The sequence below is a fragment of the Nonomuraea sp. B208 genome, assembly GCF_057536035.1.
On record NZ_BAAJOU010000025.1, the window covers coordinates 603,908 to 621,726 of the forward strand.

Here is a 17,819-nt window from a genome sequence, read left to right on the forward strand (position 1 = left end):
CGCAGAGTAAATAGGAATGTATTCGAGACCGGGCGGGGGCGTTTCGCGTACAACTGCGGTGGGAGGTCAGCATGGCTACTCGTACCGAGTTGATGAACGCGCTGCGCCGCGCGCAGGAGTTGTCGGACCAGCACTGGCATTCCCTGGACCGGCCGCTGCTGCAACTGTCGAGCGGTCGTACGTGGACGGGCCCGACCGCTGACCGGTTCGCCGGCGACCTGGCGCACCAGCGCGCGGAGCTGTGGCGGGGGCTGCGCGGAGTCATCGACCACCTCCACGAGACCATCTCCCACCAGACCGTGATGGGGCCAAGGGACGAATGACTTTTTCCTCCATCCACGCCGGCGAAATGCACCAGCTCGGCTCCGGCGTGCAGCATGCGGGGAAAAGCCTGACCGAATGCGCGGCCCAGCTCCGGGCGATCCTGAACGAGGTCGAGCTCACGCACCCCGGGGTGGCGGCGATCGGCCGCGTCGGGCAGTGGCTGACCGACCAGGCCCCCGACCTCTACCGGCGGCGCGACCTCGCGTACGAGGCCGAGAAGGTCGACGTGGACGTCTTCGGCAACCCGCTGCCCGGCGCGGCCGTCCCGGCCGGGATGACACGGATCGACGAGGCCAGGCTCATCCCGGCCGCGGTGCGCGCCGAGGCGGCCCGAGCGGCCCCGCTGTTCACGGCCGCCGCCCGCGGGGACGCCGCCGCGCTGGGGCAGCTCACCGCCTTCAAGGAACGACTGTCCGACCCGCAGTTCGCCACCGCCCTCCTGGAACAACTCGGCCCCCGAGGTCTGCTCACGATCCCCGCCGCCATGGGCACGCGAGTGCGCAAGGCCCTCGACGCCGACGACGACTCGGCGGCGACCGTCCGGCGGCAGAACCACGACGTCCTGTCCATGCTGAGCAAGGCCCTGGCCACGGCCACCGACCCGGCCGCGCACGCGCGTCTCGGCCGCAAGTTCCTGGAGGAGCTGAAACAGCAGGGCCGCACGGAGATCCCGGCCCCGGACATGGGCGGCCTGACGAACCCCGGCTACTGGTCGCTCGGCCAGATCCTCGCGGCGGCGCCGAAGCAGGCGTACAGCGAGTGGTTCATGAAGACCATCGGCCAGGACATGATCCGCTGGGACCGCGACTACCTGAAGCAGCACCGCACCCGCTTCCTGCCGAAGGACACCGACGTCTACAACCTGCCCGCCCCCACCGAGACCCGCCCCTTCCAGAGCTCCGACACCATCGGCGCCGCCGACCCGATCGCCGCGTTGTTGACCGTCGCGGGCACGTCGCGCGAACGCGCCCAGGCGCTGCTCGACGACCGGGATCTGCTGAAGTACCTGATGAGCGACCGGCGTCCGCAGTGGGCGATGGGCGATCACGGGGAGTCGCTGGGCGAGGCCATGGAGGCCGCCATGAAGGGCTCCGACGCCGACTCCAAACGACTGGCGGTCAGGGCCACACAGATCCTCGCCGACGAGGTGAGGCCGCACGTGTCGTTCAACGACGCCGGGGAGGTCGAGATCGAGAACCCGTCCGAACTGGATTGGCTCTCGGGCATCCGCGACAATCTGGGCCGCATCCTCGCCGAACACACCGACGACGTCGTGTTCGCCTACTTCCGAAATCAACCGCGGGCGGACGACGACGAGCTGACGGGAAAGGTCAATGGGAAGGACACGGCCTACTTCAGCCCAACCGACCTCGATCTCGTCATGCTCGATGTGACCGCTGATGACCAGGGCTACCAAGCCCTGCTTCTCGGGGAGATCGCGGACATGCGGGGCAAAATCGACCAGGGCTTGGCCACCGGCGACGAGAAACTGCTGAACAACACGATCGCACTCAACTCCACAGCGCTGGGGCACCTGGTGGAGGCACGCCGGATGGCTCTCGTCGGCCGGGGCAAGGAGGCGGACGCGGCGGACGAGAAGTTGCGGAAACTGGTCCAAGAGGGGATCGGCCTCGTTCCCGTTCCCTTCGCCGGACAGGTGGGGAAGGCGGGACTCGAAGCGGCCGGCAGCATATACGAGAACTTCGTGAAGGACGGTTACACGAAGGCCGGGGACTGGCTTCTGAAGGAGAGCGGCCACGCCGGCGGAAAGGCGATCAAGGCATTCGGCGACGCCGCCTCGAATGACATAGCCGCCCAGGAACTGGTGAAACAGATGCTCGCATCGTCCGCTGCGGCTCATGAATCCTATCGGGGCACCGGCCTCGATAAGCAGGATTTCGTGGTGGGCGACCCGCCGAGGTTGAAGAATCCGCGCGACATGAGCCGGGGCGAATACGACAGCTTCATGCGCTGGATAGCTGAGAACACCACGGTGCCCGGTGATTTCAAGGAAGCACAACAGAGTGCCACTGTAGGGGCCAAGGAAATTCATGACAACCTCAAGGCTGCAACCAAAGACAAGTAGGTTCGCAGGGTGGCTCTGCGCAACCGCCACTGTCACGATGATCGCCGGGTGCACGCCGGACAAGCCCGCGACTCCTGCGACCCCCGATCCCCTGCCCGTAAGGAGTTCCGTTGCCGACCGCCCCCCTTACCTCTGTTACTTCATCCCGCAGGCGGCAGTCGCCGATCTGACGGGTTACACCGGTTCCTACAAGGCCGGCGAGGACAAGCACAGCACCATCGGGGACAGCTGCGTCATCTCGAACGAAGAGCAGAGCCTCTTCATCACGAGTTACGAGGTCTCGGGCTCCCGAAGGACCATCACGCAGTACCTCGAATGGGCACAGAAGAGCAATCCGACCGAACTTCCGAAGGATCTGGGCGAAGGACTGATCGCCGATTTCGACATTCGGCTCAACCCTTACCGGACGGTAGAAACCTTGTTCCGTTGCGGATCCAAAAACTCGCTCATCGCCATCACTGTCAAGCGCAATCCCGCCCGGGATCAGGACCACGACCTCGTTCAGCTCATGAAGATCGCTCAGCGACGGTTCGCCGAGATGTTCAAATGCCAACCCGGCGGTCCGCCGCAGGGCTAGCGCGGCGTGAAAACGCCGGTCGCCCAGATTCGGCCGGATCTCGGTCCTCGCGCGCGCCTGCCAGGTCGGGCTCATCGGGCCTCGCCGCGCAGGATCTGATCGAAGGTACGTCTGGCTGTCGTGATCAACGTCCACGCTGTCTCATGGACAGTCCGCTTGTCCCGGTCAGTACGGCGGACGAAGCCCTGCCCGGCGGCGGCGCACAGCTCGTACGTGATCGGCCGGCACCCGCACGTCCACGAAACCACACGGACACGCGCCGCCCGGCGGGCCGATTCCTGCCAGGTCAGCACCAGATGGCCCGGCAAAGGCGACGCGGCATGCGGCCCGTGGAAATCGCGCATCTCCCTAGCCACGCTCACCACGTCCTTCCCTCGAAGATCTCCACAAGGTTCTTGAGCGCAATTTCGACGCGGACCAGCACGAGGTCGCGGACGTGATCACCCGGGGGCAGCCGGTATCCGTACCGCTCAAGCAGGACCCGGACCTCGGCCGCCAGCGGTTCGAATCGCAGGTCCGTGGCTGGGCATGTCATGGGTCGGGCCTCCGCCATCTGGTCAAGGGCCCGGCTCCAGCGCTGTCCCGCTGGCGTGGGCCACAACTTCAGCAAACGTGAGATGAAGGCACTGTAACGCAGGTTGGCCATGGCTGGCCAGGGCCTGGCCTGCCTATCCTAGGAGAATCCTGGCCGCCTAGCCTTCCCGTCGTGAGAATCGATCCTGATGGGCTGCGTGCCCCCTACCTCCAACTTGCGGACGCCCTTCGCGCCCGCATCGAATCAGGCGAGATTCCGCCGGGCCGCAAGGTGCCGTCTCAGATGGAGCTGGAAGAGGAGTCCGGGCTGTCCCGGAACACTGTGAAGAAGGCGCTCGACGTGCTCAAGAACGAGGGCCTTCTGATCACTGCGCCCGGCCGCGGACTGTTCGTCACCGAACGTCAAGACACCAAGCCGACCAAATAGACGACGGCGTACCGGTCTTCTGCCGTCACCACTTGATGCCGGCAAACCCATCGCCCTGACTTGTCACCAGCGACGAGAACCATATTTCCGCATATGCCTGGTACATGACTTGTTCTAAGAGCTGGACCGGGGATATCTAGGATGCGGCTGTGCTCAACCCTCGAGGCCCCGTACCGCTCTATCGCCAGCTCGCCAACCTCCTGCAGAAGCGGATCGACAACGGCGAGCTCCAGCCGGGTGCGCTCGTACCGTCCGAGGCCGACCTCGTGAGCGAGTTCGGTGTCGCGCGCATCACCGCCCGGCGTGCGATCCGGGAACTGCGCGAGGCGGGCGTCATATACACGATCAGAGGCGACGGCTCTTATGTCGGGCCGGAGAGCGCGTCACGGCAGGCCAGGGCGGGATGGAGATTCCAGACGATCGTCGACGACCTGGCCGCGCGGGTCCGGGCCGGGGACTTCCAGCAGGACGTGCCGCTGCCGTCCGAGACACAGCTCGCGCAGCACTACGAGGTGGCCAAGGGCACCGTTCGGCGCGCCCTGGCATTGCTCCGTGACCAAGGGTTGGTGTTCACGGTGTCGGGCCGGGGCACCTATCCGTCTCCTCCCGCATAGGAGCTCCTTCTCGCGCCTTGGCCTATGGCGTTGAAGGGCGGGCGAGGCGCGTGCACGAGAATGGGCCGCATGCTGGCTGACATCGTCGAATACCTCGTATGCCCCGTCTGCCGCGCCGACCTGCGGCTGGACGAGCGGGCGCTGCGGTGCGCGGGCGGGCATGTGTTCGACGTCGCCCGGCAGGGGTACGTCAGCCTGCTCGTCGGCTCCCGCGCGCCCGGGACGGCCGACAGCGCGGAGATGGTGGCCGCCCGTGCCGCGTTCCTCGACGCCGGGCATTACGCGCCGCTGGCAGCAGCCGTGGCGGCGGCCGTGGCTGAGGCTGTGCGGGCGAACGTGGCCGGAGAACATGAGCCGATTACCGAAACCAATGACGGCAGCCGGTTGAGGGCGTACCGTGGGGCGGTAATGGAGGCCGGTCGCGGCCCGGGGCAGGAAGAAGGCCCCGAGTCCGGCCGGGACAGCGTCGAAGGTCGTCGCGCGGGGGGCAGGTCCGCGCCGGTGATCGTCGATGCGGGCGCGGGCACCGGGCACTACCTGGCGGCCGCGCTCAATGCCGTGAACGATGGCATCGGGATGGCGTTCGATGTGTCGAAACACGCAGTGCGCCGGGCGGCGCGGGTGCATCCGAGGGCGGGCGCGTTCGTGGCCGACGTCTGGAAGCCGCTGCCCATCAGGGATGGGGTGGCGGACGTGGTGATCGACGTCTTCGCGCCCAGGAACGGCCCGGAGTTCGGGCGGATCCTGCGGCCGGGCGGGGTCGCGGTGGTCGTCACGCCGGCCGCCGAGCATCTGAGCCCGCTGGTGGGCGAGCTGGGGCTGCTCTCCGTCGACGAGGAGAAGGAGCGCCGGGTCGCGCGTGGCATGGAGGGCTTCGTCCAGGCCGGGCGGCGCACCGTCGCGTTCGACATGGAGCTGGACGCCGGCGAGGTCGCCCAGGTGGTCGGCATGGGGCCGAGCGCGTGGCACACCGATCCGGCCGAGCTTGATGCCCGTATCGCGGCACTCTTCTCCCCTGAGAGGGAGAAAGTGGTGACTCGCGCGGCGTTTCACCTGTCTATCTTCGAGCCCGCACCGCGTTCAAGACCTGCTCCTTGACTCACGTGTGCGACTGGTGTTACTGATGGGGCATTTAGTCCGAAATTCCCCCACATTCCCCAAGTATTTCTCCCAGACAGACGTAATACTGGACGGCATCCCGGGCCCATTGGCACGGGACATCAACGGGAGGGGGCGCGCCGCATGAAGGCGGAGGAACGCTGGCAGGCCAGGTTCCGGGCCTCGCGCATGACGCTGCCGTCCTGGGCCCGCCAGGCTCCGCACCGCTCCATCTACCGCTCCAACGCCACCGGCAAGTGGGAGGTCTACGCCTGGGACCGCGTCACCGGCGCCGTCCGGCAGGTCACCGACCGGCCCAAGGGCACGGCGTACGCGGCGCTCGACCCCACCGGCCAGTGGATCTACTGGTTCGCCGACACCGAGGGCGACGAGTTCGGCGTGTGGTGGCGCCAGCCGTTCACCGGCGGCCCCGACCAGGAGGTCGCCCCCGGCCTGCCGCCCGGCCAGCCCGGCGGCATCGCGCTGTCCATGATCGGCGTGGCCGCGATCAGCTGGGCCAGCGAGGGCACCTTCCGCATCCACCTGGGCCGCCCCGGCGAGCCGTTCCGCCAGCTGTACGAGCACACCGAGGCCGCCTGGGTGGCCGCCATGTCGCTCGACGGCTCCCTCATCGCGATCAACCACGGCGAGTACGGCGACTTCCGCCACCCGGCGCTGCGCGTCGTCCGCCCCGACGGCAGCGTCGTCGGCGAGCTGCACGACGGCCCCGGCAAGGGCGTGACCGGCCTCGGGTTCGCCCCCGTCCCCGGCGACCGCCGGCTGCTCGCCCTGCACGAGCGCCGCCACCGCAACGAGCCGCTGGTCTGGGACCCGGTGACCGGCGAGCAGCGCGAGATCTGGCTGAAGGACTCCGGCGACCTCGACGCCGACTGGTACGACGACGGCCGCGCCCTGCTCATCCTGCGCGACGACCGGGCCCGCAGCCACCTGCACCGCTACGACCTCGGCGGCGGCACCCTGACCTCGATCGAGACCCCGCACGGCGTCATCGACGAGGCCGCGCCCCGGCCCGGCGGCCACGTCGAGTACTCCTGGTCCAGCGGGTCCAGGCCGCCCGTCATCCGCTCCACCAACGGCCAGGTCGTGGTCAATTCCGGCGGTCCCGCCGCGCCGCACAGCGTGCCGGTCGAGGACCTCGACGTCGAGGGCGAGGGCGGGCGCATCCACGCGCTGATCTCCAAGCCGGAGCACGGCCTCGCCCCCTACCCCACCGTCTTCCTGCTGCACAGCGGTCCCGCCATGCACGACCGCGACGCCTTCTCCCCCACGGTCGCGGCCTGGGTGGACGCGGGCTTCGCGGTGGTACGGGTCAACTACCGCGGCTCGACCGGCTACGGCACGGCCTGGCGCGACGCGCTCCACGGCGACGTCGGCCACATCGAGCTGGCCGACGTGGCGGCGGTGCGGCAGCGCGTCGTCGAACGCGGCATCGCCGACCCCGCCCGGCTGGTGCTGGCCGGCTCGGCGTGGGGCGGCTACCTCACGCTGCTCGGCCTCGGCACCCAGCCCGACCTGTGGGCGGCCGGCATCGCGGCGGCGCCGATCGCCTGCCACCAGACGTCGTACGAGGACGAGGTCGAGAGCCTGCGCGCCTACCACCGGGCGCTGTTCGGCGGCTCGCCCGACGAGCAGCCCGATCGGTACGCCGCCAGCTCCCCCATCACGTACGTGGACCGCGTGAGCGCCCCGCTGCTGATTCTCGCGGGCGAGAACGACACCCGCTGCCCGTTCCGCCAGATCGAGAAGTACGTGGCCAAGCTCGCCGAGCACGGGCGCGAGCACGAGCTCTACACCTACGACGCCATCCACGGCTCACTGGTGGTCTCCGAGCAGATCGCGCAGATCGCGCTCCAGCTCGATTTCGCCAGGAAACATGTGAAAACCCGCTGACATATGACATGTCGTAAAGAGTTGGCGGTTCCGGTGTCTTGAACGTCGGCGGCCCGCGCTGTCAGGCTCGCGCGGAGCGCCGTCACGACCCGGTCTCCGGGACGTGCGGGCCCCGCTCGCCCGGCCACGCCCTCCCCGGCCCCGCCGCCGTTCGGTCCTGCCCCGACCGGCGCGCCCGCCGGCGCGGAGGGCGGGCCCGGCGCCGGACGTACAAAGCCGGGCACCCGGAAAAGCGGTCAGCGGGCGCGCAGGACGACGATGGCGAGGTCGTCGGCGCTCGGCTCGGTGGCGAACTCGGCCACCCCGCGCCGGATGCGCTCGGCCACCGCCCGCGCCGACAGCCCCGCGCACTCGCCCAGCATCCTGGCCAGGCCGCCGTTGTCGTCGAGCAGCCGCCCGCCGTTGCGCCGCTCGGTCACGCCGTCGGTGACGGCGAGCAGCACGTCGCCGTGGTCGAGGTGGACGGTGTCGGCCTCGAAGAGGACCTCGTGGAAGACGCCGAGCAGCGACTGCGGCGTGGTCACCGCCTCGACCTTGCCGTTGGGACGCAGCCGCAGCGCCTCGGGGTGCCCCGCCGAGACCAGCCGCACCTCCAGCCCGCTCGCCACCGGCGTGATGTCGCCGTGCAGCAGCGTCAGGAAGCGCGCCCGCTCCCCTTCCTCCAGGATCGCCTGGTTGAGCCGCCCGAGCACGGCGGCGATGCCGTAGCCCTCGCGGGCCAGCAGCCGCAGCGTGTGCCGGGCCAGGCCGGTCACGGCGGCCGCCTCCGGCCCGGTGCCGCAGACGTCGCCGATGGCGAAGCGCCAGGAGTCGTCGCCCGCCTTGAACAGGTCGTAGAAGTCGCCGCCGACCTCGTTGGCCTCGCCGGCGGGCTCGTAGATGACGCCGTAGTCGAGCCCCGGCACCTCGGGCTCGTTGGGCGGCAGCAGGCTGCGCTGGAGCGCCCGGTTGGCGGCGGCCTGCTGGGCGTACAGCCGGGCGTTGTCCATCGCGAGCGCGGCGCGCCTGCCGATGTCGTCGGCGAACTGGATGACCTCGTCGGGGAAGCGGTCGGGCCGGCCGAGGCACATCAGGCCGAGGCCGCGGCCGCGCGCCGTGAGCGGCACCGCCAGCACCTGGGAGTCGGGCAGGTGGAGCAGCGAGGTGACCCGGTCGTCGGCCTCGCTGACGTCCAGGCCGTCGAGCTGCTCGCGCAGCCCGTCGATCCTGGCCTCGTCGGCGTGCCACAGGTAGACCAGTCGCAGCGGCCCTGAGTCGCTGGCGGAGGTGTAGACCGCGCACCAGGTCGCCAGGCGCGGCACCACGATCTGGGCGATGATGGCGGGCACCATGTCGGGGTCGAGGGTGCCGGCGAGCAGGTCGCTCGCGTCGGCCAGGAACCCCAGCCAGTGGGGTCCGTGCGAGCTCTCCTCCACCCGCTCGGCGGCCACGCGGTCCACGGAGCCCGGTAGCGTGAGTCTTGCCCAATGGACACGGGAATCGCCCCTGAAGGTGACTCCCCACTCCTCGACGTTCGCGGAAGGAGCCTTCGGATCACCGTGGGAAACCATGCGCTGACGGAACTCCACCCGCACCGCATCCCCAAAATGTTGCCAAATTACTTCAAAAGGCTCGTCAGCGACTTGCTCTGCCAAATCCCCCGCTACCTGCTCGGCGGTATGGAGCACGCCACCAGCGGCCCACGCGGTCATCACCTCGCGCGTGAACCTCATCGCGGCCGTCACAGCGGTCTCGCCCGGCGCGAATGTCGCAGCCAGCACCGCATGGGGAGATGCAGTCATCCCATCGTGCCTACCACACATCGCACGGGCTTGGGGTAAATCCAAGGACAGGACTACGAGCTACTCAACGTGACAGACTTGAATCACTCGCGAAGGCCCAGGGCGAGTGAAGGAGGCCCCATGACCACGGCCAAGGCCGCGCCGACCCCGGAGGAGAGGACTTACACCGAGTCCGATCTCGTGCCCATTCTGGAGACTCTCTTCTCGTGGCGTGACGGCGATTTCCGGCGGCGGGTCCCCCACGCACCCCCGGGCATCCTGAGCGAGGTGCGGCTGCTGCTCAACGAGGTGGCCGACCGTCGCGAGCATCTCGCGAACGAGCTGGTCCGCGTACGTAAAGAAGTGGTCAAGGAAGGCCGCTTCAGCGAGCGGCTGACGCCCGGCCCCGGCGTGGGCGCCTGGGCCGAGAGCGTCGAGTCGGTCAACATGCTGATCGACGCCCTGGTCAGCCCGGTCAGCGGCGCCGCGGACGTCATCGACGCGGTGGCCAAGGGCGACCTGTCGCGGCGCATCGACCTCGACCGCTCGGCCCGCGGCGAGGTGCGCCGCCTGGGCAAGGCCATCAACGGCATGGTCGACCAGCTCGCGCTGTTCAACTCCGAGGTGACCAGGGTCGCCCGCGAGGCCGGCACCGAAGGGCGGCTGGGCGGCAGCGCCAACCTGCGCGGCATGTCGGGAAGCTGGCGCGACCTCACCGAGGCCGTCAACACGATGTCCTCGCGCGTCGCGGCCCAGGTCCGCGACATCGCCGTGGTCACCACCGCGGTCGCCAAGGGCGACCTGAGCCGCAAGGTGACGGTCGACGCCGTGGGCGAGATGTTCGAGCTGAAGAACACCGTCAACACCATGGTCGACCAGCTCTCCGGCTTCGCCGAGGAGGTCACCAGGGTCGCCCGCGAGGTCGGCACCGAAGGCCAGCTCGGCGGCCAGGCGCAGGTCACCGGCGTGTCGGGCGTCTGGAAGGACCTCACCGACAACGTCAACTTCATGGCCAACAACCTCACCTCGCAGGTGCGCAGCATCGCGACCGTGGCGACGGCCGTGGCCCAGGGCAACCTGTCGAAGAAGATCACCGTCGACGCGCAGGGCGAGATCCTCCAGCTCAAGGACACCCTCAACACGATGGTGGACCAGCTCTCGTCGTTCGCCGACGAGGTGACGCGCGTCGCCCGCGAGGTCGGCACCGAGGGCAAGCTCGGCGGGCGCGCCGAGGTCAAGGGCGTGTCGGGCGTCTGGAAGGACCTCACCGACAACGTCAACTCGATGGCCAACAACCTGACCTACCAGGTCCGCAACATCGCGCAGGTCACCACCGCGGTCGCCAACGGCGACCTCACCCGCAAGATCGACGTGGACGCCCAGGGCGAGATCCTGGAGCTCAAGTCCACCATGAACACGATGGTCGACCAGCTCTCCTCCTTCGCCTCCGAGGTCACCCGCGTGGCCCGCGAGGTCGGCACGGAAGGCCAGCTGGGCGGCCAGGCCCAGGTGCGCGGCGTGTCCGGCGTCTGGAAGGACCTGACGGACAACGTCAACTCGATGGCCAACAACCTCACCTCGCAGGTACGCCAGATCGCCGCGGTCTCGTCCGCGGTGGCGCAGGGCAACCTGTCGAAGAAGATCACCGTCGATGCCCAGGGCGAGATGCTGCAGCTCAAGGACACCCTCAACACGATGGTGGACCAGCTCTCCTCCTTCGCCTCCGAGGTCACCCGCGTGGCCCGCGAGGTCGGCACCGAGGGCCAGCTGGGCGGCCAGGCCCGGGTGCAGGGCGTGTCGGGCGTCTGGAAGGACCTCACCGACAACGTCAACTTCATGGCCAACAACCTGACCTACCAGGTGCGCAACATCGCCGAGGTGACCACCGCGGTCGCCAACGGCGACCTCACCCGCAAGATCGACGTGGACGCCCAGGGCGAGATCCTGGCGCTGAAGACCACCATCAACCGCATGGTCGACCAGCTCTCCTCCTTCGCCTCCGAGGTCACCCGCGTGGCCCGCGAGGTGGGCTCGGAAGGCCAGCTCGGCGGCCAGGCCCGGGTCGAGGGCGTCGAGGGCACCTGGAAGCGGCTCACCGAGAGCGTCAACGAGCTGGCCGGCAACCTCACCACCCAGGTGCGCGCCATCGCCACCGTCACCAGCGCCGTCGCGCGCGGCGACCTCACCCGGTCGATCGCCGTCGAGGCGCAGGGCGAGCTGGCGGAGCTGAAGGACAACATCAACTCGATGGTGGCCAACCTCCGCGAGACCACCCAGGCCAACCAGGAGCAGGACTGGCTCAAGTCCAACCTGGCCCGCATCTCCCGGCTCATGCAGGGCCACCGCGACCTGTTCGAGGTGGCCAAGCTGACCATGAGCGAGCTGACGCCGCTCGTATCGGCCCGCTACGGCGCCTTCTACGGCATCGACCCCGAGGGCGACCACGAGCTGGTGCTGATCGGCGGCTACGGCGTGCGGCCCGACAAGGCGCCGCGGCAGCGGTTCGCGATCGGCGAGGGCATCGTCGGGCAGGCCGCGGCCGAGGGCCGGCACATCGTGCTCGACGACGTGCCGCCGCAGTTCATCACGATCGACAGCGGCCTCAGCCAGTCCACGCCCGCGCAGATCGTGGTGCTGCCGATCCTGTTCGAGAACCGCGTGCTCGGCGTGCTGGAGCTGGCCTCGTTCACGCCGTTCGGCGAGGTGCACCTCGACTTCCTGCACCAGCTCGTCGAGACCATCGGCGTCACCATGAACACCATCATCGCCAACTCCCGCACCGAGGACCTCCTGACCGAGTCGCAGCGGCTCACCCGCGAGCTCCAGGAACGCTCCGACGAGCTGCAGCGCCAGCAGGAGGAGCTGCGCAGGTCCAACGCCGAGCTGGAGGACAAGGCGGCACTGCTGGCCAAGCAGAACCGCGCCATCGAGATCCAGAACTTCCAGATCGAGCAGGCCCGCCGCACCCTGGAGGAGCGCGCCGAGCAGCTCGCGGTCTCCTCGCGCTACAAGTCCGAGTTCCTCGCGAACATGTCGCACGAGCTGCGCACGCCGCTCAACAGCCTGCTCGTGCTGGCCAAGCTGCTGACCGAGAACGCCGAGGGCAACCTCACCTCGCAGCAGGTCGAGTTCGCCCGGACCATCCACAGCGCCGGCTCGGCGCTGCTCCAGCTCATCAACGACATGCTGGACCTGTCCAAGGTCGAGGCTGGCCGGATGGACATCCACCCCATCCAGGTGGCGCTGCCGAAGATGGTCGACCTGCTGGAGGCGGCGTTCGCACCGCTGGCGCAGGACAAGGGGCTCGCGTTCACCGTCGACATCGAGCCGGACGTGCCGGGCGAGCTGCGCGCCGACGAGCAGCGGCTGCAGCAGGTGCTGCGCAACCTGCTGTCCAACGCGGTGAAGTTCACCCCGCGCGGCGAGGTCAAGCTGCGCGTGTCGATGGCGCCTCCCGGCGTCGACTTCGACGACGACACCCTGCACGACGCCCGCGACCTGCTGGCGTTCCAGGTGATCGACACCGGCATCGGCATCGCGCCCGACAAGCGCGACGTCATCTTCGAGGCGTTCCGCCAGGCCGACGGCACCACCAGCCGCAAGTACGGCGGCACCGGCCTCGGCCTCGCGATCTGCCGCGACATCGCCCGGCTGCTGGGCGGCGAGATCCACGTGGACAGCGAGCTGGGCCAGGGCAGCACGTTCACGCTCTACCTGCCCGCCTCCTACACCGGGCCGCTCGCCGCCACCGACGGCGGCGTGGCGCGGCGGCAGCTCATGAGCCCGCCCTCCGACGAGCCGGCCGCGCACGTCGTGCCCGAGCCGCCGCTGCCGCTCGACCTGCCCATGCCGGAGCTGGTCGAGCCGCCGGTCGAGACCCCGTCGCAGTGGCAGGGCGACGACCCGCTCAACGGCGCCAAGATCCTCATCGTGGACGACGACATCCGCAACGTGTTCGCGCTGACCAGCGTCCTGGAGCGGCACGGCTCGACGGTCGTCTACGCTGAGAACGGCCGTGAGGGGATCGAGCAGCTCGAACGGAACGAGGACGTCGCGCTCGTGCTGATGGACATCATGATGCCGGAGATGGACGGCTGGGCCACCACCTCGGCCATCCGGCGCATGCCGCAGTTCGCCGACCTGCCGATCATCGCGCTCACGGCGAAGGTCATGCGCGGCGACCGCGAGAAGAGCATCGCCTCGGGCGCCTCCGACTACGTGCCCAAGCCGGTCGACGTCGACCGCCTGCTCGAACGCCTGCGGGGCTGGCTCAGCCGCGGCAAGGGCGCCGCATCCGACTCAGCCGCATCCGATTCATCAGGCGAAGGGGCGTGATCGTGCCGGATCGTGCCAAGATCCTGCTGGTCGACGACCGCGAGGAGAATCTCATCGCGCTCGAGGCCATCCTCAGCTCGCTCGACCTGGTGCCGGTGCGCGCCAGGTCGGGCGAGGAGGCGCTTAAGGCGCTGCTCAACACCGAGTTCGCGCTCATCCTGCTCGACGTGCGGATGCCGGGCATGGACGGGTTCGAGACGGCCGCGCACATCAAGCGGCGCGAGCGGACCAGGAACATCCCGATCATCTTCCTGACCGTGGTGGACAGCGCCCCCGACTACGCCTTCCGCAGCTACGCGGCGGGCGCGGTGGACTATCTCACCAAACCGTTCGACCCGTGGGTGCTGCGGGCCAAGGTGTCGGTGTTCGCCGAGCTCTACAACATGAACAAGCGGGTGGCCGAGCAGGCGTCCCTGCTGCGCGAGCGGCTCAGCGGCGAGCTGCCGTCCGGGGCCGGCGACCACGCGTCGGTGCTGCCCGAGCTGTCGCGGCGGCTGACGGCGGTCGAGGACGAGCTGGCCCGGATGCGGGAGCTCGTCCGCAAGTCGCAGGACCAGGCGCTCGCCGCCCCGCTGTCCGACCTCACGGATCGCGTCGGGCACCTGCGCGCCGGGTTCGACGCCCTGTCGAGCGGCTAGCTCCGGGCGCGCTCCAGCGCGTCCCAGAACCCCCTGCGCAGGGCGTGGCGTACCTCGTCGTGGAGCAGGAAGTCGATCGGCAGCGACGACCCCTGCAGCAGCCGCGCCTCCAGGTCGGACGGCATCCGGGGCTTGCGGGCGAGCACCGCCTCCAGCCACAGCGCGGGCGCGTCCCTGGCGACGGACTCGCCGAAGTCGTGCCCTTCGCGGTGGGCGGCCTTGACCGCGTCGGACAGCGTGGTGGCGCCGGCCGTGGCCGCCGCCGGGACGACCGGCGCGGCGTGCGGCCCCGAGTACGAGCCGAGCTGCGACGGCTGGTAGCCCCCGCTCCCGGACTGCGCGGCGAACTGCCCCGTGCTGGGCGACGGCGAGGGTGCCTGCGCCGGCGGCGGCGCGGACGGCTGGACCGGGATGGGCCCGGTGGCCGGCGCCGGGGACGGCGGCTGCTCGATCTGGTAGTTGGTGTAGGTCGGCAGGACCGGCGGCGTGGACGAGGACGACTGCCCTCGCCCGGAGTGCGAACCGTTCGCGGAGTGCTGCCCGGTCGAGCTCGACGACCCGGCCGCGTGGCTCCCGGACGGCTGCGGCGCGGCCAGCGGTACCGAAGCAGGCAGGGACGAGGCGGGCGACGACGGGGGCGGCTGCGCGGGCGGCAGCGCGTGGGTGCCCTGGCCGTTGGTCAGCGGCTGGGCCTGGTGATGGTGGTGCCCGTTGGACGACTCGCTGACGCCGGAGACCATCGCGACGTAGGGCCGCAGGTGCGCCGCCCCCAGCTCGACCAGGTCGTCGCACTCCTGTTGCAGCGAACGGGACACGGCCCACCCGCCCTCGGCGGCGACGTGGATGACCGTGACCCGGATACCGAGGTCCTGCGCGTCGCAGACGACCTGTGCGAGGTCCTCGTCGCCGCTGACGACCACGGCGTCGCAGATGGCGTTGTTGCGGGCCAGCGTCATGAGGTCGCGGTGAACCTGGGCGTCGACGCCCTCGCGCCGGCCGGGCCTGATGCGCGACAGCCTGAGCTTGAGCCCGGGTATGTCGGCCAGCGCGTCGTGCTCCGGCGTGCGCCGGCCCTCGACCGTGGCTTCGTACCAGTAGCAGCGCAGCAGCGGCAGGCCGGTGCGCTCGCGCGACAGGCCGGTCATGAGTTGGAGCAGCCCCGGGTAGTCCCAGGCGACCGCTTCGCGATGGCGTGTGCCGTGCACGGCCATCGCTCCGTCTGCCAGCAGATAGCCGGCGTCCACGAACAGCGCGCAGCGATCCACTGACACCGCCCCTTTCCTGGTGGTCCGACCTTGCTGGCTCTGCACCGTCAGAGACCGGACTCGGCGGCCCTCTCTCAGGGTAATGAAAGCAGGTGATCGTCCGAGGGTTAATCCCGACGATTCGCCCCCCGGCCGTGGATGCGCTGGACCGCCTAGGCGAACCGTACCAGTTTGTCCCTTTCGCGGTCACGAGCGTGCCCGTACGCTCAGCGCCGCCACCCCGAACATGACCACGTCCTTGTCGGTGGCGATCGTCAGCCCGGGATCGGCCCCCAGCTCCGCGCCGACCGTGTCGACGTCGACGCCGAACGTCATCTCCGCCACCCCGCCGGAGGAGCCGTCGAAGACGTTGGCCCGGTCGCGGTCGCCGCCCGCCGGGGTGAGGGCGCCGCTGCCGAGGGAGACGCGGTCGCCCGCGAGGCCGGCGTCGCCCTCCCAGGTGACCAGCTCGGCCCGCGCGGGAGCGGCGGCGGGGGTGAGGCCGCCGATCGGCAGGCGTACCCGCCGCCGCGGCCCGCCGACGACGGTGGCGCCGTCGAGCACCACGGCCTGGCTGTACGGCTCGCGCGGATCGGTGACGACCAGCACCAGGCTCCACCCGGCGTGCCCCGCCGTGCCCTCCATGACGGGCGCGTCGGCCGCCCACCACAGGCCGCTCCTGCGCGCTCCGGCCGCCAGCATGCTCACGTCGGCGAACGCCTGGTAGACCGGCCCGTTGGGCAGCTCGCGGACGGCCGCGTCCGAGGGATGGACGGTGACGTACGACCGCCGCCCCGGCGGCCGCACCCTGATCGGCCCGGCCCGGTCGCCGCTCGCCGACCAGTAGAGCCCGGCCCACACCACCCGGCCGCCCTTCGGCAGGACGAGCCGGGCGGCGCTGGAGCAGCGGGTCGCCGGATCGTCGTCGCGGTCGAGCGGCTCCATCGGCCACAGGTCGTTGTCCCGCTGGTCGCCCTGCCGCCGCCGGGCCTCCGGGCAGCCCTCCCGCTCCTCGGGGCAGGTCAGCAGGGAGTTGCCGACCGCGCGTACGGTGACCCTGCCCTCGGTGGCGAACCTGGCGGGCGCGCCGCTCGCGCGCACCCCGTCCTCCGCCCGCGCCAGCACCCGCAGCGCCCCGGCCTCGACCCGCAGCGCGGGCCCGGCGCCCTCGGGCGCGTTCTCGTCGACCCGCACCCGCAGGAACACCGCCGTGCCCTCGCCGGGCGGCAGCGGCGCCCGCGCGCACCGGGCGCCGCCGCCGGTGGGGCGGCAGGCCCAGCCGTCGGCCGTGCCGGCCGGGCCGTGGAGCGCGGCGGCCTGGTGCCGGCGGGCCGTGGGGATGAGCGTGACGCCCTTCGGCAGCTCGACCAGCGCGGCCACCTCGCCGCTCGGCGCGTCGCCGTCGTTGCGCAGCCGGACGCCGACGATGCCGGGCTGGGCGCGGACGAGCGCGCCGAGCGGCTCGACGGCGGCCCGCAACCGGGCCTGACCGGACGGGCTTCGCGCCGGCCCGGGGGCCGGCGGCGACCCCAGCACGCGACGCCCGCCCGGCCCCGACGGGGCCGGCACCAACTCGGGACGCCCGCCAGACCTCAGCAGGTACGGCCCCAGCTCGGAACGCCCGACCGGCCCCAGCAGGTACGGCCCCAGCTCGGAGCGCCCGACCGGCCCCAGCAGGTACGGCGCCAGCTCAGGACTCCCGCCAGGCCCCAGCGAGTACGGCGCCAGCTCGGAACCCCCGCCAGACCCCAGCAGGTGCGGTGCCAGCTCGGAACGCCCGACCGGTCGTGGCGGTGACGGAGGAGGCGGTACCGGCGCGGCCGGTTCCATCGCCGTCGAGGCCGCCACGGACCGGCCGGCCGGCTCGTCGGCCGACATCAGGAACAACGCGGCCGTCATCGCCGCCGCGACCGCCGCGCCACCGCCCAGCGCGGCCCCCCGCCGCCGCGCCGCCCGCCGGAGCGCGGCGAGGACCCCCAGCAGCCCGGCCGCGCCGCCCGTGCCCTTGGCCAGCGCCGCGGCGTAGCCGCCGAAGAGCGGGCCGACGTACAGCGGCCCCACCATCACCCGCAGCCCGCGGTTGACGTCGGCCAGCTCCAGCAGCACGCCGTTGCACTCCTCGCAGCGGCCGACGTGCTCGTCGATCACCCGGGAGTCGCGCCGCGCCAGCCCGCCCCGCACGTACGCGCCCATCCTGCCGAGCACCGGCCGGCACTCGCGCCGCGGCCGCGAGCCGAGATGCACCTGGAGGTACGCCTGCCGCAACCCCTC

Annotated in this window: 13 protein-coding genes; 9 read left to right on the forward strand and 4 right to left on the reverse strand. The window is 70.7% G+C overall.

Going from position 1 to position 17,819, the window contains the following annotated elements; translation table 11 throughout:
* Window positions 1-71 precede the first annotated feature (71 nt).
* From AC27IY_RS31115 to AC27IY_RS31125, 3 genes are read left to right on the forward strand one after another with little or no spacing between them, the layout of a single operon-like run.
* Complete coding sequence (locus AC27IY_RS31115; protein ID WP_091087807.1) at window positions 72-323, forward strand: hypothetical protein; 252 nt, start codon at window positions 72-74, stop codon at window positions 321-323.
* On the forward strand, window positions 320-2,410 hold the full coding sequence (locus tag AC27IY_RS31120) for a hypothetical protein (RefSeq protein ID WP_487180053.1): 2,091 nt from the start codon (window positions 320-322) through the stop codon (window positions 2,408-2,410). The genes AC27IY_RS31115 and AC27IY_RS31120 overlap by 4 nt, the downstream gene beginning before the upstream one ends.
* A gap of 37 nt (window positions 2,411-2,447) precedes the next feature.
* Window positions 2,448-2,987, forward strand: coding sequence for a hypothetical protein (locus AC27IY_RS31125; RefSeq protein WP_487180054.1), 540 nt, complete (start codon window positions 2,448-2,450; stop codon window positions 2,985-2,987).
* A gap of 358 nt (window positions 2,988-3,345) precedes the next feature.
* On the opposite strand, the gene AC27IY_RS31130 is transcribed toward AC27IY_RS31125, so the two are convergent.
* Window positions 3,346-3,522, reverse strand: a complete 177-nt coding sequence (locus tag AC27IY_RS31130; RefSeq protein WP_487180055.1) for a hypothetical protein — start codon at window positions 3,520-3,522, stop codon at window positions 3,346-3,348.
* A 171-nt stretch (window positions 3,523-3,693) separates the two neighbouring features.
* Between AC27IY_RS31130 and AC27IY_RS31135 the strand changes: the two genes are divergently transcribed.
* The 4 genes from AC27IY_RS31135 to AC27IY_RS31150 all read left to right on the forward strand — a co-directional run bounded on the left by AC27IY_RS31135 (window position 3,694) and on the right by AC27IY_RS31150 (window position 7,571).
* Window positions 3,694-3,948, forward strand: coding sequence for a GntR family transcriptional regulator (locus AC27IY_RS31135; protein WP_487180056.1), 255 nt, complete (start codon window positions 3,694-3,696; stop codon window positions 3,946-3,948).
* A gap of 149 nt (window positions 3,949-4,097) precedes the next feature.
* Entirely contained in the window at window positions 4,098-4,562 is a 465-nt protein-coding gene (locus AC27IY_RS31140) for a GntR family transcriptional regulator (protein WP_487180057.1), read from the forward strand.
* A gap of 69 nt (window positions 4,563-4,631) precedes the next feature.
* Complete coding sequence (locus AC27IY_RS31145) at window positions 4,632-5,660, forward strand: putative RNA methyltransferase (RefSeq protein WP_487180058.1); 1,029 nt, start codon at window positions 4,632-4,634, stop codon at window positions 5,658-5,660.
* Window positions 5,661-5,804: 144 nt separating this feature from the next.
* A complete protein-coding gene (locus tag AC27IY_RS31150) occupies window positions 5,805-7,571 on the forward strand; it encodes a S9 family peptidase (RefSeq protein ID WP_487180059.1) in 1,767 nt (588 codons plus the stop codon).
* 236 nt (window positions 7,572-7,807) lie between these two features.
* Here AC27IY_RS31150 and AC27IY_RS31155 read toward each other — a convergent pair whose 3' ends face one another.
* Entirely contained in the window at window positions 7,808-9,010 is a 1,203-nt protein-coding gene (locus AC27IY_RS31155; protein ID WP_423451440.1) for a PP2C family protein-serine/threonine phosphatase, read from the reverse strand.
* A gap of 462 nt (window positions 9,011-9,472) precedes the next feature.
* Between AC27IY_RS31155 and AC27IY_RS31160 the strand changes: the two genes are divergently transcribed.
* The gene (locus tag AC27IY_RS31160) at window positions 9,473-13,666 is read left to right on the forward strand and encodes a HAMP domain-containing protein (RefSeq protein WP_487180060.1); all 4,194 of its coding nucleotides are present in this window, start codon (window positions 9,473-9,475) and stop codon (window positions 13,664-13,666) included.
* 2 nt (window positions 13,667-13,668) lie between these two features.
* Entirely contained in the window at window positions 13,669-14,304 is a 636-nt protein-coding gene (locus AC27IY_RS31165; RefSeq protein ID WP_329587298.1) for a response regulator, read from the forward strand.
* On the opposite strand, the gene AC27IY_RS31170 is transcribed toward AC27IY_RS31165, so the two are convergent.
* On the reverse strand, window positions 14,301-15,569 hold the full coding sequence (locus AC27IY_RS31170) for an NYN domain-containing protein (protein ID WP_487180067.1): 1,269 nt from the start codon (window positions 15,567-15,569) through the stop codon (window positions 14,301-14,303). The two genes, AC27IY_RS31165 and AC27IY_RS31170, sit on opposite strands and share 4 nt — an antisense overlap.
* A gap of 186 nt (window positions 15,570-15,755) precedes the next feature.
* On the reverse strand, window positions 15,756-17,819 hold a 2,064-nt coding region (locus AC27IY_RS31175), incomplete at its 5' end, for a zf-HC2 domain-containing protein (protein WP_487180061.1).